Raw genomic sequence first — 16,378 nt, forward strand, 5'->3', positions numbered from 1 at the left:
CATTAAATACGAGTAATTACTCATATTTATAAGATAAACACCGGGGCGCCTCCAAGCGCCCCGGTGCTTATCTACATGCCGCGCCACTTTTATTTACGAGGCATCAGCCACTTTCCTGGCCCGGCGAATCCGGCGCAGCACTTGCGGCACCACCACCACAGCCAACGCCGCGGCCCACAGCGACAACGAAACGGGGCTGGAGAACAGCACGACCACGTCGCCATCCGTGATCGACAGCGCACGGCGCAGGTTTTGTTCCATCATGTTGCCCAGCACCACGCCCAGCACCAACGGCGCCATCGGCACCCCGAACTTGCGCAGGAAGTATCCCAACGCGCCGATACCGGCAACCAGCAAGAGGTCAAACGTGCCCGAATTGATTGCATACACGCCGATATAGCTGATGCAGAGAATGCCGGGAACCATCAGCCAACCCGGCACCGACAGCACCTTCGAGAACAAGCGCACAAGCGGCACGTTCATGACGAACAACAGCACGTTCGCCACGAACAGCGACGCGATCAATCCCCATACCAACTCGGGCTTCGTGTCGAACAGGACCGGCCCCGGCGTGATGTTGTAGAGCGTCAGGGCGCCCATCATGACGGCCGTTGTACCCGACCCCGGCACGCCCAGCGTCAACATCGGCACAAAGGATCCGATGGCGGACGCCGTGGCGGCGGCTTCCGGCGCAACCAGACCCCGCATATCACCCTTGCCGAACTTGGCGTTCGGATCCTTCGCTTCGATGATGCGTTTTTCCTGGGAATACGCAACGGCCGCGGCCACGCTGGCCCCCGCCCCCGGCAACACGCCCACGCCAAAGCCAACCAGCGCGCTGCGCACCACGCTCCACCACGTGAACGCCAACTCTTTCAGGTTGAACAGTTTTCGACCGCTGGGCGTGACCTCAACGCTGTGCCCACGCACTACCTTTTCCAGCATCTCCAGCATTTCGCTGACCGCGAACAGGGCAATCACAATCACTACGAAATCAATGCCGTCAGCCAGATGCACCGATTCGAAGGTGTAGCGGTAAACACCCGAGTTCGCATCCACGCCCACCACCGAAATCGACAGGCCGATCATCGCGGCCAGCACACCCTTCACGGGCTGCTTTCCCAACAGGCTGGTCAAGCAGCAGAACGCGAAAATCATCAGCACGAAGTACTCGGCGGGACCGAAGGCCAACGCCCATTTCGCCAACAACGGCGCCAGCAAGATGATGCCCACTACCGACACGATGGCCCCAAAAAACGCCGACCACGCCGACAACGACAACGCAACGTTGGCCATGCCCTGACGTGCCAGGGGGTAGCCGTCCAACGTGGTCATGATGGCGCTGGCTTCGCCCGGTACGTTCAAGAGAATCGCCGTGATTCGCCCGCCATACTCCGCGCCCACGTAAACCGCCGCCAGCAAGATCAACGCGGTTTCTGGCGGCAGGTTCATGGCGAAGGCAATGGGTATCAGCATCGCCACGCCGTTGACCGGCCCCAGGCCGGGCAGCACGCCCACCATGGTGCCGATGAACGAGCCAATCATGGCCACCAGGATATTGGTGAGCGAAAACGCGACCCCGAAGCCGATTGAAAGATGATCAAGAATGCCGCTCATAGCAAGGTCTCCAGCAGGCCGCCGGGCAAGACAACGTCCAGCACTTTGTCGAACAACAAGAAAAACAGAACGCTCATGACGATGCCGCCGATGGCGCACTTGAGCCAGCCGCCGCCAAACAAGCGGCCCACAAAAACGGTCATCAGGCTGGTTGCGATGATGAAGCCCAACCATTGGAACAAAAAGGCATAGGCCACCGTGAATGCCATCATCAGCGCGATGCGTCCATTGGCCCCGGGCGGATTGGCTTCCACGGTGTGGCCGCCCTTGTAGACCAGCCACAAGCCGCATAGGCCGATGATTGCGGCCACCAGCAAGGGAAAGGCGCGCGGGCCGACGGGTTCGTAGGCGAACGGGGCTTCAATGCCCCATCCGGCCGCCGTCATGAAGGCAGCCAGCGCCAGCGCGCCGATGCCCAGTATTCGATCATTCATGATCCACTTTTCCGTTGTGTGGGAACGCGCGGGCGCAGCCGCCCCCGTCGCCACCTGCCAGGCCGGCGGCGCGGGGAACCCTTGCGGGGCGCGATAGAAAGGGAACGCCTTGCGGCGCGGCTTACTTCTTGGGCTTACTTCTTGATGAGGCCGAATGAATCCGCGAGCTCGCCGTAGACCTTGACGCGCTCTTTCACGTACGCATCCAGCTCAGGGCCTGTTTTGTTGAACGGAAACAGGCCCTGTTGCTGGCGCAACTTCTCGAATTCCGGCGACGCCGCGGTCTTGTTGAACGCATCGACCCAGAACTGGTAGTCCTTGTCGGAAACCTTCGGCCCCACATAGAAGCCGCGGATGATGGGCCAGACGATGTCATAGCCTTGCTCTTTGGCTGTCGGAACCGTATTCAGCTTGCCGGGCAGGCGCTGGTCGTTGAACACGGCCAGCACGCGGATGGGCGCGCCGCCTTCCAGCATCGTGAATGCTTCGGCCGCATCGCCCATGTAGGCCTGGATATGGCCGCCGCGCAGCGCGGTGACCGCTTCACCACCGCCTTCGAAGGCGACGAAGCGCATTTTCTTGAAGTCCACGCCGGCCGCCTTCGCGGTCAGGGCGGCCTTCATCCAATCCTGGCTGCCCACCGTGCCTCCCGCGCCCAGCACAATCTTGGTGGGATCCTGCTTGAAGGCCTCCATCAGGCTCTTCAGGTCGGTATAGGGCGAGTCGTTGCGGACCACGGCAACGCCGTAGTCGGTGCCGATGCCGGCCAGCCAGCGCACGTCGTTGACGTTGTACTTGCCAAATTTGCCCTGGGCCAGGTTCAGCAAAGATCCCCCGGAGAACGCGACGATGGTGCCGGGTTCATTGGGGTGCTGCGCCACGATGTTGTTGTAGGCCACGGCGCCGATGCCACCCGGCATGTAGACGATGCGCATCGAACTCTTGAGCGCACCGCTTTGCTTCAGCCCCTCGGTTGCCAAACGGCAGGTCAGGTCGAAACCGCCACCGGGCTGGGCCGGCGCGATGCATTCCGGGCGGCGAGGCTCATCAGCGGCCTGGGCCACGCCCAGGGACAAGGTCATCGCGCCGAGCGCCGCCAAGGCGGCCAGGCGCAGCTTCAGGCTGGTCTGCATTCTTGCGTCTCCGAGATTTATAGGTCTAGGTATGGCTGGTTGGCCGCGCCGGCGATGTCACGCCTGCACGAGCCCAGCGGACCCTACCGTACAAAATCGAAGCTTTCCAAACCCTTTCAAATCGCGCCCTTTTCATGACGCGGCGCAGCATTCGGCATGGGAGCCAGGGAAAACACCAGGGCCGCTCGCAATCCGGGTAAGGGGGCGCGGTTCTCCAGCACCAGCTTGGCGCCAAGGATTTCGGCAATGGTGCCCACAATGGCCAGGCCCAGCCCTGCCCCCGATGTGTTCTTGCCCGCCGCGCCCCGGCGAAAGCGCACACAGGCGCGGGCGATGTCCTCGGCCGACATGCCGGGGCCGTCGTCCTCCACCACCAACCTTGCCTCGCCCTCTTTCGCCTGTACGGTCACGGTGACCTCTCCGCCCGGCGACGCGTAACGGATCGCGTTGTCTACCAGGTTAGTGACCGCTTCGCGCAGCAACCACTCTGTACCGTTGACCGGCAACGGGCGTTGCGCGGCCTCCAGGCCTATGTCCAGTTGCCGGGCTCTTGCGGCCGGTAGCAGGTTGCGAATCACAGAGTCGGCCAATTCCGCCAGGTCGACGGGTTCCACCGTGAAACCGCTTTCGGCCAGGGAAGCGTCCTTGGCGCGCGCCAGGGCGAGCATTTGGTTGGTGGTGCGTACGGCCCTGTCCAGCCCCTCCTGCATCGCCAGAAGGGCTGTACGGACCTCCTGGGGGTCTGTTTCGCGCAGGGCATAGGCCGTTTGGGTCCGCAAAACCGACAGCGGGGTGCGCAATTGATGGGAGGCGTCGTCAAGGAACTGACTCTGCACCCTCGCCTGAGCCGCAAAACGGGCCATGTGGAGGTTTACGGCCGCAACCAAGGGCAGGACCTCACCTGGCATCTCCGAGTCGCTGACGGGGCTTAAATCGTCTCCAGAGCGCCCTTCCACTTCTTGCCTGAGCCGGGCAAGCGGGCGTAGCGCCATGAAAACCCCCAGGATGATGATGAGAACACTGATGACGATCACCGCCAGGTCACGTTCCACCGAGCGCAGCAGCACCTGGTGCAGGAACGCCTGACGGCCTTCCAGCCCCTCCGCGACCTGCACGATAACCCGTCCCCCTTTATTCGCGTACAGCGGCGGGTCCATGGGGCGCGCCAGTGCCGCCACCCGCACCGGCGTCCCTTGGTAAGTCGCGTAAAAAAAACGTGGTTCGCCGGATTTCAGCGGTTGATCGGGCATCGGCAGGTCCGGATGCCCTATTTCTGCCAGTCCGTCCTCGGTTGCTACTCGGTAAAACACGTTTCCATTGGCCGTCAGTTCAAAAAATTCCAGCATCAGGTAAGGCTGTTCCATGGCTAATCCACCGCTGGCTGTGGATATGTTGTGGTCGATTGCGCGCAGAGCTCCAGAAAGCGAACGGTCGTACGCAATGTCGATCTGGTTGCGCAGTTGATGGTTCGACAGCCATAACGCGCCCATCATCACCAAGACCAAGGTTGGAATCAGCCACCACAGCAACTGCGTCTTGAGCGTGTGATTGCGCTTTTTTGACGCGAAAAACCCGGTTTTTTTTGAACTTCTAGTTGTCAACAAGGTTCTCCAGGCAGTAGCCCATGCCACGCATGGTCACGATCTGCACACCGGTATTCGCCAATTTTTTGCGTAGACGGTGCACCAGTACCTCGATGGCTTCCAGGTTGATGTCCGCATCGTCCGACACGATGCGATCAAGAATCTGCTGCTTGTTGATGGGTTCGCCGCTTTTTTGGATCAGCACCCTCAGTACCGCGTGTTCACGTGGGGATAACTGCAAAGTCTGTCCAGAGACCGTGAATTTTTGAGCAGCAGTCTCAAAAACCAGGTTTCCCAGAGCCAAACGCGGATGTTCGCGACCACGGCTGCGCCGAATCAGTGCGATCAAACGCGCTTCCAACTCTTCCACAACAAACGGTTTGGGCAGGAAATCGTCTGCACCGAGGTGCAGCGTTCCGATTTTTTCGGCCAGTGAATCGCGCGCGGTCAAGACCAACACCGGCGTACGGTCGTCTCGCGCGCGAATTTTTGCCAGCAAGGCATGGCCATCCATGCCGGGAAGTCCCAAATCCAGGATGACCGCGTCGAATTCTTCGACTGCCAACCTTCTTTCGGCGACCAATCCGTCGTCAGCCCACTCAACGACAAAGCCCGCATGCCTGGCCAGGCTTCTGGAAAGCCAACGGGCAAGTTCGGCTTCGTCTTCTATCAGGAGGATGCGCATGGACGGAGTCCGGGGGGGAGTGGCTGGACGAAATGGGAAAGCATGTTTGGCTTTTCCTTTATTTCTCTTTATATAAAGACTAATGATTAATAAGGCCTGTGGATAACTACCTTAACCTTGAAAACCTGAATCTTTTCATCAGCTTGCAGCCGTTTTTGCCTGTGCAAGAACTCTGTGTGGGAAAAAAGTTGAAGTTGGACAACATTTCGGACACCCCCCAAAACCCCGGCTTGTTCAACTTGCCTCCACACAATGTGCACAACCTGGCTACTTAGGAGTTATCCACAGGCCTGTTTCTGCAAACGGGGTGGGAAAGCGGCACTTTTACCCTGAAAAACCGCCGCTTGCCTACCGGGTTTTTAGGCCTTGCAGGACCCCAAAAACGGCTCCAGGCGCGTTTGCCGAAGTGGCGATTCGAGGGGAGACCTCGTCTCGTTCTTGACGGTTGACTGAACAAAAAATGAGCAGTTTCAGCCGTAGAATTCGGCCATGGCTATCGAGATAAAAAACAGGAAATGGCGTTGGCTGAACGGTCTGCGAGACCGCTTTATTGCCGACAATTTGCCCGCCACCTTGTTCGCGGCGGCGTTGATGGGATTGTTCGGCGCACTCGCCACGGTGGTGTTTCGCGAGCTGTTGGGATGGGCGCAGATGGTGCTGGGCGGCGAAGATGCGCCGCATGGCATGGTGTCGCTGGCCCGGGGCCTGGACCCCTGGCAACGCTTTTTGATGCCTGCCATTGGTGGCGCAATTGCCGGCGTCATCCTGCAGATGGTCACCCGCTGGCTCCCCAAGCGCGGCGCCGCCGACTATATGGAAGCCATTTCCATCGGCCGTGGTGTCATCGGCTTGCGCCAGACACTTGCCCGCAGCCTGTCTTCCATTTTTTCCATCGGATCCGGGGCTTCCATCGGCCGTGAAGGCCCGATGGTGCAACTGGCGGCCATGTTTTCATCGCTGACGGGGCGGTTCCTGCTGTTGCCGCCCCGCCATCTGCGGCTATTGGTCGCTTGCGGGGCAACCGCGGGCATCACGTCCGCCTACAACGCGCCGATTGCGGGCGCGTTGTTCATCTCTGAAATCGTCTTCGGCGTGATTTCGTCCGCCACGCTGGTGCCGCTGGTGGTGTCGTCGGTGGTGGCCAATATCGTCACGCGCCAAATCCTGCACTACGACGCGGTGTTCCATATGCCGCACTTTGAATTCGTGTCCGGCTGGGAGGTGATCAATTACCTGGGGCTGGGTGTGGTCGCGGGCTTGGTGGCCCCCCAGTTCCTGCGCTTGCTGGACACGGCGCGCGCCACCGTTTCCTGCCTGCCCTTTCCGCTATGGGTACGCATGGCGCTGGGCGGATTGATCGTGGGGGCGCTATCGGTCATCAACCCCCAGGTATGGGGCAACGGCTACAGCGTGGTCAACAGCATGCTGCACACGCAATGGGCGTGGCAGGCGGTGGCGGCCATTTTGCTGATGAAGATCCTGGCCACGGCAGCAAGTGCGGGCTCGGGCGCGGTAGGGGGTGTTTTTACCCCCACATTGTTCGTGGGTGCGGCGTTGGGCGCGTTGTACGGCACTGGTTTGCAAAGCCTGATTCCGTTGGATGGTCTATCGCCGGTTTCCAGCTACGCCGTCGTAGGAATGGGCGCGTTACTGGCCGCCACGACGCATGCGCCGCTGATGTCGATCTTGATGATTTTTGAGATGACCTTGAGCTATGAAGTGATGCTTCCGTTGATGCTGGCTTGCATCACCGGCTACGTGATTGCGCACCAAATACGGCCGGAATCGGTGTATGCGAAGTCGCTTGCGAACAACCGCCGCGCGCAAAAAATCGTGGCAAAAACATCGCCGGATAAAGACGAGTAAATGCTCATATTTGTTGAGCGCTACATTGAAAGCAAGCTCTTGCGCATGAATATGCGACGCAACCCAAGCTCTTCAGCGCGGTGCGTTTCAACATAGCCATAGCGAAGGTAGATCGCTATGTTTTCCGTCATTTTTTCCTGCGTATAAAGACGGATATTTGCTAGCCCCGCTTCGCGCGCGCTGGTTTCCGCGAAGCGCATGAGGACGCGGCCAACCCCTTTTCCTTGCGCTGCCGGAGACACCGAAATGTTGTCCAACAGCAGGCAATCGGGTTCGGGAATCAAGACCAGCACCGCCTGGATGACGTCGGCCTCTTCCAGCACGTGGACCACCCCTTCGGCGACGCGCTTCGCGTAGTCGTCACGCATCGGACCCGGGACGGTTCCGATGCGCGCGATGTAGGGGGTGTAGGCGTCGGCAACGATTCGTTCAATGACGGGGATGTCGTTTGGGGTGGCAAGCCGGATCACGGATGGCATGGTGTGTGCGTCTTCTGAAGCGCGAGGTAAGCGGAAACTCCTCCTGAGACGAAGGATTAACCGAATCCTACTCCGGCCGTTATTTATGGCGCTTTTGGATGCAGAGCCAAGATCGTGCTCATCGCTCCATCAAATTGTTATGACCCCATTTTATGAAATGGGTGTAAATGGATGCGAATTTGGTGAACTGGTCTCGGTATTAATGGGTGTAAATGGGTTTACTATTGGGTGCATGATTCGTACAGGCTCCCTTCAGATCACCCCAGAGACTCTTAGCCTGATCTCCGGCATCGATGAGTTCAAGGGTGCGTGGCGTGCGCTCGGTACATTAGCCCCTGATCGGTTATCAGCGCTACGGCGTATTGCCACTATTGAGAGTATTGGTTCTTCTACTCGGATCGAGGGCAGCAGGCTGTCGGATCGGGAAGTCGAACGCTTGCTGTCCAACCTGCAGATCAAGTCGTTTGAAACTCGCGATGAACAGGAAGTGGCTGGGTATGCCGAGGTAATGGAACTGGTGTTCTCGTCTTGGCAGGACATCGCGCTGACAGAGAACCACATTCGGCAATTGCACCGTGACCTACTGACCCACAGTGACAAAGACGCCTGGCATCGCGGTAACTACAAGACCACCAGCAATAATGTGGTCGCGTTCGACGAACTCGGCAACCCATTGGGCGTGGTATTCGAAACCGCAGCCCCTTTCGATACGCCGCGGCTGTTATCCGAACTCGTGACTTGGTTCAACGAGCAACGCAGCGTTGGGCGTCTGCATCCCCTGTTGCTGATTGGCATCTGGGTTGTCGTGTTTCTGGAGATCCATCCTTTTCAGGATGGAAACGGTCGATTGAGCCGGGTCCTGACTACGCTGCTGTTGCTGCAATCGGGCTATGCCTACGTACCCTACAGTTCGCTCGAAAGTGTGATTGAGCAAAACAAGGAAGCCTACTATCTGGCGCTGCGTCAGACTCAAGGCAGCATACGCAGTGATGTTCCGGACTGGCAGCCTTGGCTCTTATTCTTCCTGCGCGCCCTGTCCCGCCAAGTCAGCCGGTTGGAGCGCAAGGTTGAGCGAGAGAAACTGGTATTGGCTAAGCTGCCAGACTTGGCACTGCAGATTGTTGACTTCACGCGCGACCATGGTCGGATCACCATGGCCGAAGCGATACGCCTGACCGGAAGCAACCGCAATACCCTCAAGCAGCACTTCCGCACGTTGGTGGAACAGGGGCATCTTATTCTGCATGGCAGCGGCCGCGGAACCTGGTACGAGCTGCGTTAAGACGTCTGCCGGCTGAGCGCTAGTGCTACTTCCCAATACAGAAACTGGAAAAAATCTCGCCCAGCAGATCGTCGCTGGTGAACTTGCCGGTGATGCTGGTCAGGCTGTCGTGCGCCAGGCGTAGCTCTTCTGCAAACAAATCCAGCACCCGGTCGTCCTGACCCGCGTGTTCACCCGCCAATTCCAGATGCTCGGCCGCTTGCTGCAGGGCGTGCAAATGGCGTTCGCGTGCCAGCCAGGGGGATTCGGCGCCGGGATTCCAACCCGCGATGTTCAGGAGCTCGGCGCGCAGCGCGTCCAGGCCCGCGCCGCGCTTGGCGGAGATGCCCAATTCGCCAGCGCCCGCCACGAAGCCTGTGGATAACAGGTCCACCTTGTTGAAAACCTTCAGCACCGGTGTGCGCGGCGGCAGACGCGCGGTGATCTGTGCGTCCAGCTCGTCGCCGGGTTGGGTGGCGTCTTGCAGATGCAAAATAACATCAGCGCGCTCGATTTCCTGCCAGGTACGGGCGATGCCGATGCTCTCGACGGTGTCCTCGGTTTCACGCAAGCCGGCCGTGTCCACAATGTGCAATGGAACGCCGTCTATATGGATTTCCTGCACCACTTTGTCGCGTGTGGTGCCCGCAATGGGGGTAACGATGGCGATATCGTCGCCCGCCAAGGCGTTCAGCAGGCTGGATTTTCCCACGTTGGGTTGGCCGGCCAGAACCACGTGCAAACCCTCGCGGAGGATAACCCCCTGGCGCGCTTGCGCGATCAGCCTGGAGAGGTCGGCGGTCAGTGCATCAAGCGTCGGCCGAGCATGATACTTTTCAAGAAAATCAATTTCTTCTTCGGGAAAATCCAGCGTTGCTTCGACCAGCATGCGCAGGTGGATGATGCGGTCGGACAGGTCGTTTACACGCGCCGAGAATTCGCCCGATAGCGAAGCCATGGCGCCGCGCGCGGCCGCTACCGATGAGGCATCGATCAGGTCCGCAACGGCCTCGGCTTGCGCCAGATCCATGCGGTCGTTGAGAAAGGCGCGTCGGGTGAATTCGCCGGGTTCGGCCAGGCGTACGCCAAGGTCACGGCCAGCGGCCAGGCAGCTTTCCAGCACCCGGCGCAACACGGCCGGACCGCCATGGCCTTGCAGCTCCAGCACGTCTTCACCGGTATAGGAATGCGGGGCGCGGAAGTAGATCGCGATGCCCTCATCCAGCAGCTCGCCGTCCACGGATTTGAACGGTAGATAGTGCGCGTGGCGCGGCGTGAGTTGGCGCTGGAACAGCCGGCGCACCAATTCGGACAAGTCCGCACCAGAAACGCGCACGACGCCGATGCCGCCTCTTCCGGGGGCGGTGGCAATGGCGGCAATGGGGGCGTAAGCGGACATATCTGAAGGGGACGGAAGCGAGAACAATAGGGGAATATAACTGTTGCGCAGCCCCTTGTTTGCTGGTTAATGTGGCCCCGAGGTTCAAAACCCGAATCTACTCAGGGAGATCACGATGGCATCTCGGTTTTCGCGTGTCTTGGCCTGCGGCTCAGCCGCGGTGATGTTGGCCTTTGGCACATTCAGTTCCGCAATGGCTCGCGATCTGGTGATCGCCCTGAAGACCGAGCCCTCGTCGATGGATCCGCAATATCACGCGCTGACGCCGAACACGCAGATCTCTCAAACCATTTTCGATACGCTGGTGGCTACCGACGCCCAGTTGAAGCCGAAGGCCGCACTGGCGGAATCCTGGACGGTGGATGGCAAGGTCTGGACCTTCAAGCTACGCCCCAACGTGAAGTTCTCGGATGGCACGCCGTTCACCGCCGAAGATGTGGTGTTCACGTATGACCGCGTGCCCAAGGTACCCAACAGTCCGTCTCCCTTCACGCTGTACCTGGGCTCGGTCGAGAAGACCGAAGCGGTCGACCCGATGACCGTGCGCATCACCACCAAACAGGCCGCCCCGAATTTGCTGGTGAACCTGGCGCAATTACCTATCTTGTCGAAAAAGGCCGCATCCGGTCCGGCGCCGGAAGGCAAGACGACAACCGAATTGAACAGCGGCGATGGCTTGATTGGCACGGGTCCGTACAAGTTCGTGTCGTGGAAACGCGGCGCCGAATTCGTGTTGGCGCGCAATGAAAACTACTGGGGCAAAAAGCCTGAGTGGGACCGTGTGGTGTACCGCCCGATCAGCAACGCCGCCGCACGCGTGGCCGCGCTGCTGGCCGGCGATGTCGACATGATCGAAGATCCCCCCACCGACGACCTGCCCAAGTTGAAGAGCGACAAAAAGCTCTTCGTGGAAGAGACGCCGTCGGTGCGTGTGGTGTATGTAGCGCTGGATCAGTACGCCGAGCCGTCGCCCGGCATCCAGGGCACCGACAAGAACCCGATGAAGGACAAGCGCGTGCGCGAAGCCTTGTCGCTCGCCATCAATCGCCAAGCGCTGGTTGAGCGGGTGATGGGCGGCGTGGCCCTGCCCGCCGGCAACATGCTGCCCTACCCCATGTTCGGCTCCAGCAAGGAACATTCCAAAGCGCCCAAGGCTGATGTTGAAAAGGCGAAGGCCTTGTTGAAGGAAGCTGGCTATCCCGACGGTTTCTCGATCACGTTGGGTTCGCCGTCGGGCCGCTACGTAAATGATTCAAAGGTGGCGCAAGCGATCGCATCGATGTGGACGCGCATCGGCGTGAAGACCAGTGTGGACGCGATGGCGCCCCCGGTGTTCTTCAAGAACCGCGACAGCTATGCGTTCTCGGCTTATCTGGCGGGCTGGTCGGTGACCAGCGGCGAGATGTCCAACGCGTTGACTTCACTGCTGGTGACGCGCAATCCGGAAGCGGGCCTGGGCACCACCAACCGCAGCCGCTATTCCAATCCGAAGATGGATGAGCTGGTGAAGGAAGCGTCGTCCACCATGGACGAGGCCAAGCGCGCCGAGTTGCTGTCCAAGGCCAGCAACATGGCAATGGACGACTACGCCATGCTGCCGATCCACTTCGAATTGTCGGTCTGGGCGATGAAGAACGACATCCGCTACCAGGGCCGTCCTGACCAGGTCACGCTTGCGCAGTTTGCAACCTTGAAGAAGTAACGCGCAACGCGGGCGGTTTCCAGTGCTGGCAACAATCGTAAGAAGGCTGCTGCAAACCATCGTCGTCATGCTTGTCATGTCGGCGTTGGTTTTTGCAGGCATATACATGGTGGGCGATCCAGTCTCGATGCTGGCCAGCCCGGAAGCAACCGAGGCGCAGCGCGCGGCCATCAGCGCGTCGCTGGGTTTGGACCTGCCGCTGTGGCGGCAGTACCTGATCTTCATGAGCCAGGCGGTTCAGGGCGATTTCGGCAACAGCTTTCTGACGGGCGAGCCGGCCATGCACCTGATCCTGGAGCGCATGCCGGCCACCGTCGAACTGGCCTGTGTGGCCATGCTGATGTCGGTACTGATTGGCGTACCGCTGGGCATCCTGGCGGGCTTGAAGCCGCAGGCGCCGGGTTCGCGCGCCATCATGACGGGGTCTGTGCTGGGCTTCTCCCTGCCCAACTTCTGGGTTGGCCTGATGCTGATCATGGTGTTCGCCGTGATGCTGGGCTGGGTGCCGGCGGGGGGGCGCGGCAAGACGGTCAGCATTGGTTCGCTTGAGCTGAGCGTGCTGACGCTCAGCGGCTGGATGAGCCTGGCCTTGCCCGCCGCCACGATCGCCATCGCCAAGTGCGCGATGATCATCCGCGTGACGCGGGCGGCCACGCGCGAAGCACTGCCCATGGATTACATCAAGTTCGCGCGCGCCAAGGGCCTGTCGGAAAAGCGGGTGTTGGGCGTACATCTGTTGAAAAACATTCTGATTCCGGTCGTGACGGTGGCGGGCCTGGAGTTCGGCCAGGTGATGGCGTTCGCCGTGGTCACCGAAACCGTGTTTTCGTGGCCAGGCATGGGCAAGTTGCTGATTGACTCCATCATCAATCTGGATCGTCCGGTGGTGGTGGCCTACCTGCTCTTGATCGTGTTTTTCCTGGTCATGTTGAACCTGGTGGTGGACATCATCTACACCGTGCTGGACCCCCGCGTACGTCTGGATAGCCGCCGATGAACACCAACGTCAATGCCCCAACCGTGCCGGACGCCGTGCGCAAGGAACAGACGCCCTGGCGCCGCTTCGTCACGGATTTCTTCGCCAGCAAGCTGGCCACCCTGGGCCTGGTGATGCTGGTGACGATTGTGGGCGCCGCCGTGTTGGCGCCCTGGATTGCGCCGCAAAATCCTTACGACCTGGCGGTGCTGGACATCATGGATTCCAAGTTGAAGCCAGGCAGCGAAAGCAGCGATGGCTCCATGCACCATTGGCTGGGCACTGACGGGCAGGCGCGCGACCTGCTGTCGGCCATTCTCTATGGCATGCGCACCAGTTTGATGGTGGCTACCGTGTCGGTGCTGGCGGCCTTTGGCATCGGCGCCACCGTGGGCTTGATCGCGGCCTATTTTGGCGGCCGGATCGACGCGCTGCTGATGCGGATTGTGGATATCCAGTTGTCGTTCCCCGCCATTCTTGTCGCGTTGATGCTCTTGGCGATTTTGGGCAAGGGTGTGGATAAGGTGATCATTGCGTTGATCGTTGTGCAATGGGCGTATTTTGCGCGTGCGGCGCGCGGCGCCGCGCTGGTGGAGCGTGGCAAGGAATACGTGGAAGCCGCGCGCTGTATGTCCCTGTCCTGGGGGCGCGTGCTGTTTCGCCATGTGCTGCCCAACTGTATGCCGCCGCTTATCGTGATCGCCACCATTGACCTGGCGCACGCCATTGCCTTGGAAGCCACGCTGTCGTTCCTGGGCGTGGGGGTGCCGGTGACCGAGCCGTCGCTGGGCATGCTGATCTACAACGGCTTCGAATACCTGTTGTCGGGCCAGTACTGGATATCGTTCTTTCCCGGCATTGCGTTGGCGCTGGCCATCATCGCCATCAACCTGGTGGGCGACCACCTGCGCGATGTGCTCAACCCGCGTCACGCGAATTAGGGGCGGACGCGATGCAGACAAACGCTGTGGAAACGCCCTTGGCCGAGCGCCCGAATGTTCTTGAGGTGCATGGACTGAAGACCCACTTCTTTACGCGCAATGGCGTGGTGAAGGCGGTGGATGGCGTGGACTTGACCTTGGCCGAAGGTGAAATCCTGGGTCTGGTGGGCGAATCAGGATCCGGCAAGAGCATCACCGGTTTTTCGCTGATGGGCCTGCTGGACGAGCCCGGCCGCATCGTTGAAGGAAACCTGCGGCTGAACGGTGAAGACCTGCGCGGTGCGACGCCGAACCGCTGGCGTCAGTTGCGGGGCCAGGAGATCGCGATGATCTTCCAGGACCCGATGATGACGCTGAACCCCGTGCTGCGCGTGGATACGCAGATGATCGAGGCGGTGCAGGCGCACCATAAGGTGTCGCGCGAACAAGCGCGACAGCGCGCCTTGCAGACGCTGACGATGGTGGGCATTCCGTCGCCGCAGGAACGCCTGCGCGCATATCCACACCAATTGTCTGGCGGCATGCGACAGCGCGTGGCCATTGCCATCGCACTCTTGAATTCACCGCGCCTGATCATCGCCGACGAGCCCACCACCGCGCTGGATGTCACGATTCAAGGGCAGATTCTTTTTGAAGTGCAGAAGCTGTGCCGCGAAACCGGTACCGGCTTGATATGGATCACGCACGATCTGGCGGTGGTGGCTGGCCTGGCCGACCGCGTGTCGGTGATGTATGCGGGCCGCGTAGTTGAAACGGGCAGCACGTATGACGTCATCACGCATCCCATGCATCCGTACACGCACGGGCTGATTGCATCGATCCCCACACCGGAATCGCGCGGCCGGCCGTTGGTGCCGATTCCCGGCATGACACCGTCGCTGTTGAATCTGCCGCAAGGCTGTGCGTTTCGCGGGCGCTGTCCCCGCGCCACCGACGCCTGTCTGATCGAACCGCAGCCTGTGGAAGTTCGCCCGGCGCAATGGGTGCGCTGCTGGCACGCCGGAGACCCAGACCCCAAATGAGCGCAGCAGAACGCGACGCCGCCACCCCCATCCTGTCCCTGCGTGACGTGGAACTGCGCTTCGTGCAGCCCGTGGACCTGGCCGGGCGCATTGCCAATTTGCTGGGGGCGGGCTTGAAGACACAGGTGGTGCACGCCGTGGCCGGCGTGGACCTGGATGTGCAGCCTGGCGAAGTCATTGGCATCGTGGGTGAATCAGGCTGTGGAAAATCCACGCTGGGCCGCGTCGTATCCGGCATTCTGCCGCCCTCGTCGGGCGATGTGCACTACCAGGGCAAGGCTGTACGGACGATGGCGGGGCCGGAGCGGCGCGCCTACGAGCTAGGCGTGCAGATGATTTTCCAAGACCCCTACGCCTCGCTCAACCCGCGCATGCGGGTGCGCGAAATCATCGGCGAGGCACCCGTGGCGCACGGCCTGATCCGCGCCCGCGACAAGGCGGAATACGTGGCCGGGCTGATGCGCCAAGTGGGCCTGGACCCGTCTTTCACGCAGCGCTACCCGCATCAGTTTTCAGGCGGGCAGCGCCAGCGCATCGGTATCGCTCGGGCGCTGGCGCTCAAGCCGTCCGTGATCGTTTGCGATGAAGCCGTGGCCGCTTTGGATGTGTCGATTCAGGCGCAGGTGCTGAACCTGTTTGAACAGTTGCGCGACGATCTGGACCTGACGTATCTGTTCATCAGCCACAACCTGAGCGTGGTCAGCCATATCTCGGACCGCGTGGCGATCATGTATCTGGGGCGCGTGGTGGAACTTGCGCCGACCGACACGGTTTTTCAGCGCGCCAACCATCCGTATACGCAGGCACTGTTGAAAGAGCTGCCGACCTTGACGCCCGGTCGACGCACGTATCAGCCGATCAAGGGCGAATTGCCGTCGCCGCTGGACCCACCCACTGGCTGCGCATTCCACCCACGTTGTCCCCATGCGATGGCGCGCTGCAAGGAGGAACGGCCTTTGCTGCGGGAAATCGCGCCCGGCCAGTTCAGCGCCTGCCACCTGAACGACACGCCCTGACTGGACGTTGTATCGGTAAAGAATGACACGCTCTGACTGGCGTTGTATCGGTAAAGAATGACACGCTCGGACTGGACGTAGGATGGGTGAAGCGCGAGAATCCCTTGACAAGAAAGCTGACACCAAGCGCGCGCAACCCATCAAGCAGAGCCGGAACCATGGCAGGAATAAAGAAGAACCTGACCGCGACTAAAGAAGCTTTTTTTGCGCATGCGCTTGTGGAAATTGAACCGTCGCTTGATGGGTTACGCGCATTTGGCACTC

General features: G+C 60.4%; 14 protein-coding genes. 7 read left to right on the plus strand and 7 right to left on the minus strand.

Going from position 1 to position 16,378, the window contains the following annotated elements; all coding sequences use genetic code 11:
* Window positions 1-93: 93 nt before the first annotated feature.
* The 5 genes from P8T11_RS19790 to P8T11_RS19810 form a co-directional block, all read right to left on the minus strand.
* The gene (locus P8T11_RS19790; protein WP_268080434.1) at window positions 94-1,617 is read right to left on the minus strand and encodes a tripartite tricarboxylate transporter permease; all 1,524 of its coding nucleotides are present in this window, start codon (window positions 1,615-1,617) and stop codon (window positions 94-96) included.
* Entirely contained in the window at window positions 1,614-2,051 is a 438-nt protein-coding gene (locus tag P8T11_RS19795) for a tripartite tricarboxylate transporter TctB family protein (RefSeq protein WP_268080433.1), read from the minus strand. The genes P8T11_RS19790 and P8T11_RS19795 overlap by 4 nt, the downstream gene beginning before the upstream one ends.
* Before the next feature lie 134 nt (window positions 2,052-2,185).
* Window positions 2,186-3,184, minus strand: coding sequence for a Bug family tripartite tricarboxylate transporter substrate binding protein (locus P8T11_RS19800; protein WP_418910286.1), 999 nt, complete (start codon window positions 3,182-3,184; stop codon window positions 2,186-2,188).
* Between the two features lie 116 nt (window positions 3,185-3,300).
* Window positions 3,301-4,785, minus strand: a complete 1,485-nt coding sequence (locus P8T11_RS19805) for a sensor histidine kinase (RefSeq protein ID WP_418910326.1) — start codon at window positions 4,783-4,785, stop codon at window positions 3,301-3,303.
* Entirely contained in the window at window positions 4,775-5,452 is a 678-nt protein-coding gene (locus P8T11_RS19810) for a response regulator (protein WP_268080431.1), read from the minus strand. The genes P8T11_RS19805 and P8T11_RS19810 overlap by 11 nt, the downstream gene beginning before the upstream one ends.
* A 489-nt stretch (window positions 5,453-5,941) precedes the next feature.
* On the opposite strand from P8T11_RS19810, the gene P8T11_RS19815 reads away from it, so the two are divergent.
* Window positions 5,942-7,318 carry a ClcB-like voltage-gated chloride channel protein gene (locus tag P8T11_RS19815; protein ID WP_268080430.1) on the plus strand — a complete coding sequence of 459 codons (1,377 nt, stop codon included), beginning with the start codon at window positions 5,942-5,944 and terminating at the stop codon, window positions 7,316-7,318.
* Between the two features lie 20 nt (window positions 7,319-7,338).
* Here P8T11_RS19815 and P8T11_RS19820 read toward each other — a convergent pair whose 3' ends face one another.
* Window positions 7,339-7,797, minus strand: a complete 459-nt coding sequence (locus tag P8T11_RS19820) for a GNAT family N-acetyltransferase (RefSeq protein WP_268080429.1) — start codon at window positions 7,795-7,797, stop codon at window positions 7,339-7,341.
* Window positions 7,798-7,936: 139 nt separating this feature from the next.
* On the opposite strand from P8T11_RS19820, the gene P8T11_RS19825 reads away from it, so the two are divergent.
* Window positions 7,937-9,079, plus strand: coding sequence for a Fic family protein (locus P8T11_RS19825; RefSeq protein ID WP_268080428.1), 1,143 nt, complete (start codon window positions 7,937-7,939; stop codon window positions 9,077-9,079).
* A gap of 25 nt (window positions 9,080-9,104) precedes the next feature.
* Here the strand turns inward: P8T11_RS19825 and mnmE are convergent, their stop codons facing one another.
* Entirely contained in the window at window positions 9,105-10,457 is a 1,353-nt protein-coding gene (mnmE, locus tag P8T11_RS19830; RefSeq protein ID WP_268080427.1) for a tRNA uridine-5-carboxymethylaminomethyl(34) synthesis GTPase MnmE, read from the minus strand.
* A gap of 115 nt (window positions 10,458-10,572) precedes the next feature.
* On the opposite strand from mnmE, the gene P8T11_RS19835 reads away from it, so the two are divergent.
* The 5 genes from P8T11_RS19835 to P8T11_RS19855 are packed head-to-tail and all read left to right on the plus strand — an operon-like array spanning window position 10,573 to window position 16,114.
* On the plus strand, window positions 10,573-12,159 hold the full coding sequence (locus P8T11_RS19835) for an ABC transporter substrate-binding protein (protein WP_268080426.1): 1,587 nt from the start codon (window positions 10,573-10,575) through the stop codon (window positions 12,157-12,159).
* 22 nt (window positions 12,160-12,181) lie between these two features.
* Window positions 12,182-13,156 carry an ABC transporter permease gene (locus tag P8T11_RS19840; protein ID WP_050447351.1) on the plus strand — a complete coding sequence of 325 codons (975 nt, stop codon included), beginning with the start codon at window positions 12,182-12,184 and terminating at the stop codon, window positions 13,154-13,156.
* Window positions 13,153-14,076 (plus strand): ABC transporter permease, encoded by a 924-nt coding sequence (locus P8T11_RS19845; RefSeq protein WP_268080425.1) that lies wholly within the window; start codon window positions 13,153-13,155, stop codon window positions 14,074-14,076. The genes P8T11_RS19840 and P8T11_RS19845 overlap by 4 nt, the downstream gene beginning before the upstream one ends.
* 11 nt (window positions 14,077-14,087) lie before the next feature.
* The gene (locus tag P8T11_RS19850; RefSeq protein ID WP_268080424.1) at window positions 14,088-15,098 is read left to right on the plus strand and encodes an ABC transporter ATP-binding protein; all 1,011 of its coding nucleotides are present in this window, start codon (window positions 14,088-14,090) and stop codon (window positions 15,096-15,098) included.
* A complete protein-coding gene (locus tag P8T11_RS19855; RefSeq protein ID WP_268080423.1) occupies window positions 15,095-16,114 on the plus strand; it encodes an ABC transporter ATP-binding protein in 1,020 nt (339 codons plus the stop codon). The genes P8T11_RS19850 and P8T11_RS19855 overlap by 4 nt, the downstream gene beginning before the upstream one ends.
* Window positions 16,115-16,378 lie beyond the last annotated feature (264 nt).

The organism is Achromobacter spanius (assembly GCF_029637605.1).
GTDB lineage: Bacteria > Pseudomonadota > Gammaproteobacteria > Burkholderiales > Burkholderiaceae_B > Achromobacter > Achromobacter spanius_E.